The following is a 10,437-nucleotide window of genomic DNA, read 5'->3' on the forward strand; positions in this document are numbered from 1 at the left end:
GCTGGGGACAGGCGCATGCGCCTGTCCCCAATCGATCCTAGGCGGCGATCTCCTGGCTTGGACATCGCTCGGCCGTATCCTTCAGTCGTTCGATCAGCCAGCGCCCGGCCGGGCCCGGCGGGGTGTCGGCGCGGTGGGCGGCGTACATCGGCATCATGAAGCCGCCGGTCGGGGCGTCGCGCATCGTCAGTTCGACCAGGCGCCCGGTGGCGAGATCGTCCTCGACCCGGTCCCAGGGCATGCCGCCCCAGCCCAGGCCGGCCAGCAGGAAGGCGTGCTTGGCGCCCAGGTCGGCCAGCCGCCAGGTGCGGGTCGAGAACACCCCGAACTCGCGGCCCTGGGTCAGGGGTGAGCGGTCGGTCAGCACCAGCTGGACGTGGCCCGCCACGTCCTCGGGGCTCAGCGGGCCGGTCAGGGCGGTCAGGGGATGGCCGGCGGCCGCCACCTGCACCATGCGCAGCGTGATCAGCCGCTCGCGCACCAACTCCGGCGGAGAGTCGGGCAGCGAGCCCATCACCCCGAACGCGCAGCGGCCGTCCAGCACCGGCTGAAGCACCGCGCCCAGGGCCTCGACGTGGATGCGTAGGGTGGTGTCGGGGAAATGGTGCTGGAAGTCGCCGATGGCGTGGGTCAGCACCACCATCGGGAACAGCACGTCGACGACGATCGAGACCTCGGGCTCCAGCCCGCCGGCCAGGCTGGCGGCGCGGGCCTTGAAGGCGTCCATGCGGCCGGCCACCTCGCGCGCCTCGACGACCAGGGCGCGGCCGGCCTCGGTCAGCACCGGCAAGCGGGCGGCGCGGTCGAACAGGCGCACGCCGATCTGGCCCTCCAGATTGGCCAGGGTCTGGCTGACCACCGACTGGGCGCGACCCAGCTTGCGGCCGGCCGCCGAGAAGCTGCCCTCGTCGGCGGCGGCCAGGAAGGTGCGCATCTGGTCGAGGGTGACGCCGTCCAGCATGTATCTGTCCTGACGATGGATGTTATCCAATCATATAGGCTCCTGCGCTGGGTTCGAAAGGCCTAAATCACCGGTCGCGCCAAAGGGCGCTTCGGAGTTCCAAGGCTATGAAACTGCTTCACATCGATTCCAGCATCCTGGGCGCCGGCTCGGTGAGCCGCACCCTGTCGTCGGCCATCGTCGCCGCGCAGCAGGCGCAACACCCGGGTCTGGACGTCAGCTATCGCGACCTGGCCGCCCAGCCCGTCGGCCACCTGTCGGGCGCCCACCTGGCCGCCGGCCAAGGCGCGGTGCCGGAAGACGCGGCGCTGGCCGCCGACGTCGCCGACGGCGCGGCCCTGCTCGACGCCTTCCTGGCCGCCGACATCGTCGTGGTCGGAGCGCCGATGTACAACTTCTCGATCCCCACCCAGTTGAAGGCCTGGATCGACCGCCTGGCCGTCGCCGGCCGCACCTTCCGCTACACCGAAAAGGGCGTCGAGGGTCTGGCGGGCGGCAAGACCGTGATCATCGCCTCGTCGCGCGGCGGCTTCTACGGCGAGGGCACGCCGATCGCGTTCCTCGACCACCAGGAGACCTATCTGAAGGGCGTGTTCAGCTTCTTCGGCGTCACCGACATCCGCTTCATCCGCGCCGAGGGCGTGGCCCTGGGCGACGACCAGCGCACGAAGTCGGTCGAAGGCGCCCACGCCGAGATCGAACGCTTGGCGGCGTAAGCAGCGAGGGGACACGCGCTCACGCCCCCGGAGTGTGTGTCCCCGTCTTATGCGCTAGGACTCTCCTCGAATCCGGGGAGATCCAGCGTGAGCCAGTTCAATCGACGTGACGTCCTAGCCCTCGGCGCGGCCGCCGCCGCGTTCGGCGGGCAGGCCCTTGGGAGCGTCGCCCAGGCCGCCGCGCCGGGCGACGCCGCCGCTGAGGCCCTGCTGTCCTCGGTCGCCGAAGACCTGATGCGGGAATATCCCGAGAACGCCTCGGCGCTGGGTCTGGACAAGGACAAGCGGGCCGCCCTGAAATCCAGCCTGACAGACCGCTCGTTGGAAGGCCGCGGCAAGCTGGCCGCCGCCGCCAAGGCGCGGGTCTCGAAGATGAAGGCGGTCGACCGCAAGGGCCTGAGCCCCGCCGCCGCGCTCGACCTGGGCGTCGTCCAGACCGCCCACGAACTGGCCGTCGAGGGCTTCGACTTCCCCTATGGCGACGCCATCGGCCTGTCGTCGCAATGGTCCTACCGCAACGCGCCCTACGTCGTGGCCCAGAACACCGGGGCCTTCGTCGAGACGCCGGACTTCCTGGACAGCCTGCACGGCGTAAGCAACGCCGCCGACGTCGAGTCCTACCTCGCCCGCCTGGAGCTCTACGCCGCCCAGTTGGACGGCGAGACGGCGCGGCTGAAGCATGACGGCGCGATGGGCGTGATCGCGCCGGACTTCCTGCTCGACAAGACGCTGAAACAGCAGAAGGGCGCCCGCGCCCAGCCGATCGCAGACTGGGGCCTGGTCACGTCGCTGGCCAAGAAGGCCAAGGACATCCCGGGCGACCACGCGCGCCGCGCCGCCGCCATCGTCGAGGGCAAGGTCGCCCCGGCCATGGACCGCCAGATCGCCGAACTGACCGCTCATCGCGCCAAGGCCACGTCCGACGCCGGCGCCTGGAAGCTGCCGAACGGCGAGGCCTATTACGCCTGGGCGCTGCGGGCCGGCACCACCAGCCGCCTGACGCCCGACGAGGTCCACCAGATGGGCCAGGAAGAGCTGAAGGCGCTGTCGTCGCGCATGGACACCCTGCTGAAGGCCCAGGGCCTGACCCAAGGCAGCGTCGGCGCGCGGATGAAGGCGCTGGGCGAGGACCCCAAGAACCTGTTCCCCAACACCGACGAGGGCCGGGCCCAGATCCTGGCCTATCTGAACGGCCGGGTGGCCGACATCCGCACCCGCCTGCCGCGCGCCTTCGCGACGATGGTGCCGGGCAATCTGCTGATCAAGCGGGTGCCGGTCGAGATCCAGGACGGCGCGCCGGGCGGCTATGCGGCGGCCGGCTCGATCGACGGCACGGTGCCGGGGAACTACTACATCAACCTGCGCGACACGGGCATGTGGCCGCGCTACGGCCTGCCGACCCTGACCTATCACGAGGGCCTGCCGGGCCACATCTGGCAGGGCGAGTACACCTACAAGCTGCCGCTGGTCCGCTCGCTGCTGGCCTTCAACGCCTATTCGGAAGGCTGGGCCCTCTACGCGGAACAGTTGGCCGACGAGTTGGGCGCCTATGACAGCGATCCGCTGGGCCAGCTGGGTTATCTGCAGTCCATCGCCTTCCGGGCCTGCCGCCTGGTGGTCGACACCGGCATCCACGCCAAGCGCTGGACCCGCGACCAGGCCATCGACTGGTTCGTGACCACCAACGGCTCGACCCGCGAGGAAGTGCAGGGCGAGGTCGACCGCTACTGCGCCTGGCCGGGCCAGGCCTGCGGCTACAAGGTCGGTCACAGCGAGATCGTCCGACTGCGGAGCAAGGCTCAGGCCGCGCTGGGCGGACGCTTCGACCTGCGCACCTTCGACGACGCGGTGGTGATGGGCGGCAACGTCCCGCTGACCGAGCTGGAGGGCGTGATCGACACCTATGTGAAGGGGCGGCGGGCCTGATACGACGGGCAGACTAGCCAAAGCTCGCGCTTTGCGTTCATCCTGACCGCGCACGGGGACGTCGATCCCCGGCGGGGCAGGGGGCGAAGATGAGCGACAACGGCATCAGCCGCAGAGCGCTGGGAGCGCTCGCGGCGGGAAGCGTGGCCAGCGTGGGCCTAAGCGGCTGCGACCGCGTCGGACCGACCGAGGCGACGATCAAGTCGCGGCAATTCCCGAACGACTTCGTCTGGGGCGTCGCCACGGCGGCCTTCCAGACCGAGGGTTCGCCCACTGCCGACGGGCGCGGCCCCACCATCTGGGACACTTTCGAGAAGCAGCCGGGCCGGATCAAGGACGGCTCGAACGCCGACCTGGCCACCGACAGCTACCGCCGCTACGCCGAGGACGTCGACCTGATCGCCGGGGCGGGGCTGAAGGCCTTCCGCTTCTCGATCGCCTGGTCGCGGGTGCTGCCCACCGGCGCGGGCACCGTCAACGCCGCCGGCCTGGACCACTACGAGCGCCTGGTCGACGCGTGCCTGGCCAAGGGCGTCACGCCCTACGCCACCCTGTTCCACTGGGACCTGCCCCAGGCCCTGCAGGACAAGGGCGGGTGGAGCGCGCGCGACACCGCCAGGAGCTTCGCCGACTACGCCGCCGCCGTGGCCGGACGGCTGGGCGACCGGCTCAAGCACATCATCACCCTCAACGAGCCGGCCGTGCACACCGTGTTCGGCCACGTGCTGGGCGAACACGCCCCGGGGCTGAAGGACATCGCCCTGCTGGGGCCGACCACCCACCACATGAACCTGGCGCAGGGCCTGGCGATCCAGGCCCTGCGCGCGGCCCGGGGCGACCTGCGGATCGGCACGACCCAGGCGCTGCAGCCGTGCCGGCCGTCAGGCGGATCGCTGGCCTTCTGGAACCGTCCGGCCGCCGACGGGCTGGACGCCCTGTGGAACAGGGCCTGGCTGGATCCGCTGCTGAAGGGGACCTATCCGGGGCTGATGGACGACTTCCTCAAGGGCCACGTCCGCGACGGCGATCTTGCGACCATCCACCAGCCGATCGACTTCCTGGGGGTCAACTACTACGCCCCGGCCTATGTGAAGCTGGACCTCGCCAGCCCCAGCCACATCGCCCCCGGCGCGCCGCCGAAGGGCGCCGAACTGGACGCCTTCGGCCGGCAGATCGATCCGTCAGGCCTGGTCGAGGTGCTGGAGATGGTCCGCCGCGACTACGGCAACCCGCCGGTGATGATCACCGAGAACGGCTGCTCGGACCCGTTCGGCAATGGTCCCGGCGTGATCGACGACGGTTTCCGCAGCCAGTACCTGCGCCGCCACCTCGAGGCGGTGAAGAGCGCCATGGAGGCCGGCTCGCGGATCGGCGGCTACTTCACCTGGACCCTGATCGACAACTGGGAATGGGACATCGGCTACACCTCCAAGTTCGGCTTGGTGGCGATGGACCGGACGACCGGCGTGCGCACGCCCAAGGCGTCGTACGAGTGGTTCAAGCAGGTGGCGACGACGGGGCTGCTGCCGCCCGCCTAGGCGCGGTCGGGGACACGCGCATGCACGTGTCCCCGGTCGTGATCAGGCGACTAGTCCGCCTTGCAGATCAGCACGTTCTTGCCGCCGCGCTTGGCGGGGACCAGGCTGCCGGCGCAGGGTTGGGGATTGGCGGGATCGATGATGACCTCGCCCTTGGCGGCGATCGGCATGGCCGCGGGCTTGGCGCCGATCGGCGGCAGGTCGGCCGGCTTCTTGGCGGTGGTCTTGGTCGCGGCCTTGACCGGCGCTTCGGCGACAGGCGCCTCGGCCACGGGGGCGGCCGGAGCCGGCGCCTCGGGCTCGGCGGCCGGCGGGGCGGCTTCCGGAGCCGGCGTCGGCGTCGGCGTCGGCTCGGAAGGCGCTGCAGCGGGGGCGGGGGCGGGCGCTTCGCCCTTCTTGACGTTGAAGTTCAGGGCCTGGCCGAACAGGTTGGACTTGGTCTCCAGGGTCTTGGCGCGGGTCTCGCAGTCGCCGGGCGGGCTCCAGCTCATCCACACCTGGGCCAGACGCGCCTTGTCGACCTGGTCCGAGCCGCTCCAGACCGAGCGGCCCTTCTTGATCGCCGCCGCGCCGTATTCCGAGATCGGGCGAGGGCTGGCCTTCTCGGCCGCGACGATCGCCGAGCGGTAGACCACCATGTCCTTCTTGGCCTGGTCGCGCAGCGCCGGATATTCCTTCATGGCGGCGTTGAAGCCGTCGGGACCAGGAAACGCCTTCTCGATGCGGGTGACCTCGGGCATCACCTTGTCGTACAACTCGGCATAGCCGCCCAGCGCGCCGTAGCACCAGCCGACATAACCGTAGTCGTCGGTCGGCGGGGTGTTGGCCGGCGTGGTGCGAGCAGGGGGAGCGGAAGCGGTCGGCGCGGTGGAGACGGGAGCGTCCTGGGCGATCAGGGCCAGGGCGAGAAGGAAGGCGGTCGCCATGCGGGCGGAAGTCCTCTTGTAGGGCGTCGCTCAGAGAGTCGGTCGCGTTCGAATAGAGCATTTCCGGTCGCATTGGGACCGGAGCATGGCGCCGAGGTGTTTTGCACCGCGGTCGGTCAAGCGGCACCATAACGAACGGATCGGCCAAACGCTCCCGCTTCTGACAAAGATTCCTGTGCGCAGCCGCGCGTTGCGAACATCCCGTGCTCTTCCGTACGTTACAAAGTTTCAATGTGCGCCGCAGCAAGGACCGGGTGGGGACGCGACTTTTTTATGCTAGAAGGCAAAACGGGAGCGTGATCCGTTGGGGCGGGCGACGCATCTCCGGTCGTCATACCTCCGCCACGCTTCTGGACTTTCGTCGCAGCCATGACCTTCTGGCGTAACATCGCAACTCTCGCCGCGCGGCGGTTGGACATGGCGGAATGCCAGGAATGTCCGCCGGGTCTGCCGGGGCAGGATCCCGCCTTCTCGACGGCGGTCACGGCGCTGGGCGCGAAGTTGGCGCGGGCCGACGGCTCGGCCGACGGCGACGAATACGCCGCCTTCGCCGAGGTGTTCCACCCCGACCCCGAGTCGGAAAACAACATCCATCGCCTGTACGACCTGGCGCGCCAGACGACCCACGGCTTCGAGAGCTACGCCAAGCGGTTGGCCAAGCGCTACCGCACCTGCCCGCAGATCCTCGAGGACGTGCTGGACGGCCTGTTCCACATCGCCAAGGCCGACGGGGCGGTGACCCAGGACGAGCTCAGCTATCTGGAGCGCGTGGCCGACCTGTTCGGCATGTCGCCGCTGTCGTTCCGCCGCCTGACCGCCACCCACGTCGGGACCGGGCCGGACGATCCCTATCGCATCCTCGACGTGCCGGCCGACGCCGACGACGCGGTGGTGCACTCGGCCTGGCGCGCGGCGATGTCGGAGGCCCACCCCGACCGCGCCCGGGCCCGCGGCCTGCCGCTGGAGTTCATCGAGGTGGCCGAGGCCAAGTCGGCCGCGATCAACGCCGCGTTCAGCACGGTGATGCGCGAGCGTCGCGAATTGGCGGGTCTCGCCGCGGGCTAGACGGCCAATTCGCGGTGGTTAGCGTGGAATTCATTTTACGGAACGATCCGCCGGGTGTTCAGTTGACGTTCAGAACTGGCGCCCCATCTTGAATCCATGGGCGGGGCACGCCTGCGAGGACGACGATGGAGACAGCTAAGGCTACCGGTATCGCCTGGCGCAGCCTGGCCACCTTGGCCGGCGCCGTCGCGACCTCCATCGCTGTCGCCGTCGCCGCCGTGATCGCGGTGGTGTTCGCCGCCACCCTGGTCGTCATCGGCTTCATGGCCACGGCCCTTCTCGGCCTCGCCGCCTTCGCCCTGCGCGGCCGCACCGCGACCGCCGCCGCTCCCAGTGGCGACCCCGGCCTGATCGAAGCCCGCCACATGGGCGGCCACTCGTGGGTGGCCTACGGCTGGAACGAGCGGCGCTAACCAGCCGCCTTCAATTCACAAGATCGCTGTCATCCCGAGCCCCGCGCTCGGGACCCCTTGCCCTTCGCCTCCGCTTCCCCGACACTGCCTTCAAACAAGTGTTTGGCCGGCAAGGCCTCGGGAGGACGACATGATCGGCGTGGTGGCGGTGCTGAAGGTTCAGCCGGACAAGGCGGGCGACTTCGAGAAGGTGTTCCTCGACCTCCAGAACAAGGTGAAGGCCAACGAGCCTGGCTGCCTGGTCTACCAACTGACCAAGAGCAAGACCGACGCCGGGATCTACAAGGTGCTGGAGCTCTACGCCTCCGAGGACGCCCTCAAGCATCACGGCGGGACCGACTACTTCAAGGCCGCCGGCGCGGCGATGGGGCCGTTCATGGCCGGCCGCCCCGAGATCGAATATCTCGACGCGGTGGAGTAGGGGCCTTGGATCTCGCCTTTTCGCCGCAGGACCTGGCCTTCCAGCGGGAGGTCCGCGACTGGATCGCCGCGGCCTTTGACGACGACCTGCGCCGCAAGGTGGCCCAGTCGAAGAACGGCTATCTGGACAAGGCCGGCCAGGTGAAATGGCAGAAGAAGCTGTTCGAGCGCGGTTGGGCGGCCCCCGACTGGCCGGTCGAACTGGGCGGGGCCGGCTTCACGCCGTCGCAGCGCTACATCTTCAACATGGAGCTGGCCCAGGCCGGCACGCCCAATCCCTCGCCGATGGGACTGAAGATGTGCGCGCCGGTGGTCATGGCGTTCGGCACGGAGGAGCAGAAGGCCCAGCACCTGCCGCCGATCCTGTCGTCCGACATCTGGTGGTGCCAGGGCTATTCCGAACCCGGTTCGGGCTCGGACCTGGCCAGCCTGCAGATGAAGGCCGAGCGAGACGGCGACGACTACGTGCTGAACGGCTCGAAGATCTGGACCACCCACGCCCAGTGGGCCGACTGGATGTTCTGCCTGGTGCGCACCTCGACCCAGGGCAAGCCGCAGGAGGGCATCAGCTTCCTGCTGCTGCCGATGACCCTGCCGGGCATCCAGATCAAGCCGCTGCCCACCCTGGACGGTCCGGCCGAGGGCGAGCAGGAGATCAACCAGGTCTTCTTCGACAATGTCCGCGTGCCGGTCGCCAACCGCATCGGCGAGGAGAACAAGGGCTGGACCTACGCCAAGTACCTGCTGGAGTTCGAGCGCGGCAACGCTTATGCGCCCGGCCTGATGCACATGCTGCGCAAGGTGAAGAAGATCGCGGCCCTGGAGCGGGCCGACGACGGCGGGGCGCTGATCGAGGACCCGGACTTCCGCCGCAGGATCGCGGAGCTCGAGATCACCGTGGAGTCGCTGAACGCCACCGAGCTGCGGATCTTCTCCGGGCGCGGGGCGGGCAAGGCGGTGGGACCGGCCTCGTCGATGCTGAAGCTGGCGGGCTCGGAAACCCAGCAGGCGATCACCGAACTGGCCCTGGAGGCGGTGGGAACCTACGCCGCGCCGTTCGTGCGCGACACCTGGGCCCCGACCAACGACGGCCGCGCCGGTCCCGACTACGCCGGCCCGGTCGCCCCGGCCTATTTCAGCTACCGCAAGACCACGATCTATGCGGGCTCCAGCGAGATCCAGAAGAACATCATCACCAAGCTGGTGCTGGGGCTCTGACGTCGTCCAGCGACTTCATGGGACGCCGCTCCCGTTTCAGTTTTTCTGGGTGGTTCTGAAACGCAACCCACTGCATAAGTTTTCAAACAACTGTTTCTCCGGAGCCGCCTCATGGCCCTCGACGCCCTGTTCAAGCCGTTCGAATTCAAGTCGCTGAAGCTGCCCAACCGGGTGGTGATGGCCCCGATGACCCGGTCGTTCTCGCCCGGCGGCGTGGCCACCGACGACGTGGCCGCCTATTACCGCCGCCGCGCCGAGAACCAGGTCGGGCTGATCGTCACCGAAGGCACGGGCGTGGCCCGACCGGCCTCGCTGAACGACGCCAACATCCCGCGCTTCCATGGCGAGAAGGAGCTGGCGGCCTGGAAGAAGGTGGTCGACGAGGTGCACGCCGCCGGCGGTCTGATCGCCCCGCAGCTGTGGCATGTGGGGTCGGCCAAGGGCAAGGACGTGCTGGGCAAGATCGACAGCCCCTCGGGCATCTCCAAGCCGGGCGGCTCGCCCTTCACCGAGCCGATGACCGACGAGGAGGTCGCCGACACCATCGCCGCCTTCGCCAGCGCCGCCGCCAACGCCAAGCTGCTGGGCTTCGACGCCATCGAGCTGCACGGCGCCCACGGCTACCTGATCGACCAGTTTTTCTGGAACGGCACCAATGTCCGCGACGACGTGTTCGGCGGTCCGACCATCGCCGAGCGCGCCAACTTCGCCGCCGAAATCCTCAAGGCCGTCCGCGCCGCCGTCGGCCCGGACTATCCGGTGATCATCCGCCTGTCGCAGTGGAAGCAGCAGGACTACGCGGTCAAGAACGCCGAGACCCCGCAACTGCTGGAGGCCTGGCTGCAGCCGCTGGCCGACGCCGGCGCCGACATCTTCCACTGCTCGCAACGCCGGTTCTGGGAGCCGGAGTTCGAGGGCAGCGACCTGAACTTCGCCGGCTGGGCCAAGAAGCTGACCGGCGCCCCGACCATCACCGTCGGCTCGGTGGGCCTGTCGGGCGAATTCATCGCGGCCTTCGGCGGCGAGGGCAGCCAGCCCGCCTCGATCGACGGCCTGCTGGAGCGCCTGGAGCGCGACGAGTTCGACCTGGTCGGCGTCGGCCGCGCGATCCTGCAGGACCCGGAGTGGGTCGTGAAGATCCGCGACGGCCGCGAGGATGAGCTGAAGAGCTTCGAGCGGTCAGCGCTGGGGGTGCTGTACTAGGCGCTGCCTAGGCCCTCCCCCTTTGGGGGAGGTGTCGGCGAAGCCGACGGA

General features: G+C 69.2%; 10 protein-coding genes. 8 read left to right on the top strand and 2 right to left on the bottom strand.

The window, feature by feature from the left end; translation table 11 throughout:
- Positions 1-37: 37 nt before the first annotated feature.
- Positions 38-961, bottom strand: a complete 924-nt coding sequence (locus tag AC1DYP_RS21600; protein ID WP_477048068.1) for a LysR family transcriptional regulator — start codon at positions 959-961, stop codon at positions 38-40.
- Positions 962-1,068: 107 nt separating this feature from the next.
- On the opposite strand from AC1DYP_RS21600, the gene AC1DYP_RS21605 reads away from it, so the two are divergent.
- The 3 genes from AC1DYP_RS21605 (at position 1,069) to AC1DYP_RS21615 (ending at position 5,141) form a co-directional block, all read left to right on the top strand.
- Entirely contained in the window at positions 1,069-1,677 is a 609-nt protein-coding gene (locus AC1DYP_RS21605) for an FMN-dependent NADH-azoreductase (RefSeq protein ID WP_477048069.1), read from the top strand.
- Positions 1,678-1,764: 87 nt separating this feature from the next.
- Positions 1,765-3,603, top strand: a complete 1,839-nt coding sequence (locus AC1DYP_RS21610; RefSeq protein WP_477048070.1) for a DUF885 domain-containing protein — start codon at positions 1,765-1,767, stop codon at positions 3,601-3,603.
- A gap of 89 nt (positions 3,604-3,692) precedes the next feature.
- On the top strand, positions 3,693-5,141 hold the full coding sequence (locus AC1DYP_RS21615; protein ID WP_477048071.1) for a GH1 family beta-glucosidase: 1,449 nt from the start codon (positions 3,693-3,695) through the stop codon (positions 5,139-5,141).
- Between the two features lie 50 nt (positions 5,142-5,191).
- Here AC1DYP_RS21615 and AC1DYP_RS21620 read toward each other — a convergent pair whose 3' ends face one another.
- A complete protein-coding gene (locus AC1DYP_RS21620; protein WP_477048072.1) occupies positions 5,192-6,067 on the bottom strand; it encodes a hypothetical protein in 876 nt (291 codons plus the stop codon).
- Positions 6,068-6,436: 369 nt separating this feature from the next.
- Between AC1DYP_RS21620 and AC1DYP_RS21625 the strand changes: the two genes are divergently transcribed.
- The 5 genes from AC1DYP_RS21625 to AC1DYP_RS21645 all read left to right on the top strand — a co-directional run bounded on the left by AC1DYP_RS21625 (position 6,437) and on the right by AC1DYP_RS21645 (position 10,386).
- Complete coding sequence (locus tag AC1DYP_RS21625) at positions 6,437-7,132, top strand: TerB family tellurite resistance protein (RefSeq protein ID WP_477036082.1); 696 nt, start codon at positions 6,437-6,439, stop codon at positions 7,130-7,132.
- A gap of 125 nt (positions 7,133-7,257) precedes the next feature.
- Positions 7,258-7,545 (top strand): hypothetical protein, encoded by a 288-nt coding sequence (locus tag AC1DYP_RS21630; RefSeq protein ID WP_477036083.1) that lies wholly within the window; start codon positions 7,258-7,260, stop codon positions 7,543-7,545.
- A gap of 130 nt (positions 7,546-7,675) precedes the next feature.
- On the top strand, positions 7,676-7,966 hold the full coding sequence (locus AC1DYP_RS21635; RefSeq protein ID WP_477036084.1) for a putative quinol monooxygenase: 291 nt from the start codon (positions 7,676-7,678) through the stop codon (positions 7,964-7,966).
- Between the two features lie 5 nt (positions 7,967-7,971).
- Complete coding sequence (locus AC1DYP_RS21640) at positions 7,972-9,183, top strand: acyl-CoA dehydrogenase family protein (protein ID WP_477048073.1); 1,212 nt, start codon at positions 7,972-7,974, stop codon at positions 9,181-9,183.
- A 111-nt stretch (positions 9,184-9,294) separates the two neighbouring features.
- The gene (locus AC1DYP_RS21645) at positions 9,295-10,386 is read left to right on the top strand and encodes an NADH:flavin oxidoreductase (protein ID WP_477036086.1); all 1,092 of its coding nucleotides are present in this window, start codon (positions 9,295-9,297) and stop codon (positions 10,384-10,386) included.
- Positions 10,387-10,437 lie beyond the last annotated feature (51 nt).

This window comes from Caulobacter sp. P1_D6 (genome assembly GCF_056406095.1).

Bases quoted from the DNA above. Each gene is read 5' to 3' on its own strand.
- AC1DYP_RS21600 (WP_477048068.1), bottom strand. From the start codon at position 961: ATGCTGGACGGCGTCACCCTCGACCAGATGCGCACCTTCCTGGCCGCC.
- AC1DYP_RS21645 (WP_477036086.1), top strand. From the start codon at position 9,295: ATGGCCCTCGACGCCCTGTTCAAGCCGTTCGAATTCAAGTCGCTGAAG.
- AC1DYP_RS21605 (WP_477048069.1), top strand. From the start codon at position 1,069: ATGAAACTGCTTCACATCGATTCCAGCATCCTGGGCGCCGGCTCGGTG.
- AC1DYP_RS21615 (WP_477048071.1), top strand. From the start codon at position 3,693: ATGAGCGACAACGGCATCAGCCGCAGAGCGCTGGGAGCGCTCGCGGCG.
- AC1DYP_RS21635 (WP_477036084.1), top strand. From the start codon at position 7,676: ATGATCGGCGTGGTGGCGGTGCTGAAGGTTCAGCCGGACAAGGCGGGC.
- AC1DYP_RS21630 (WP_477036083.1), top strand. From the start codon at position 7,258: ATGGAGACAGCTAAGGCTACCGGTATCGCCTGGCGCAGCCTGGCCACC.
- AC1DYP_RS21625 (WP_477036082.1), top strand. From the start codon at position 6,437: ATGACCTTCTGGCGTAACATCGCAACTCTCGCCGCGCGGCGGTTGGAC.
- AC1DYP_RS21620 (WP_477048072.1), bottom strand. From the start codon at position 6,067: ATGGCGACCGCCTTCCTTCTCGCCCTGGCCCTGATCGCCCAGGACGCT.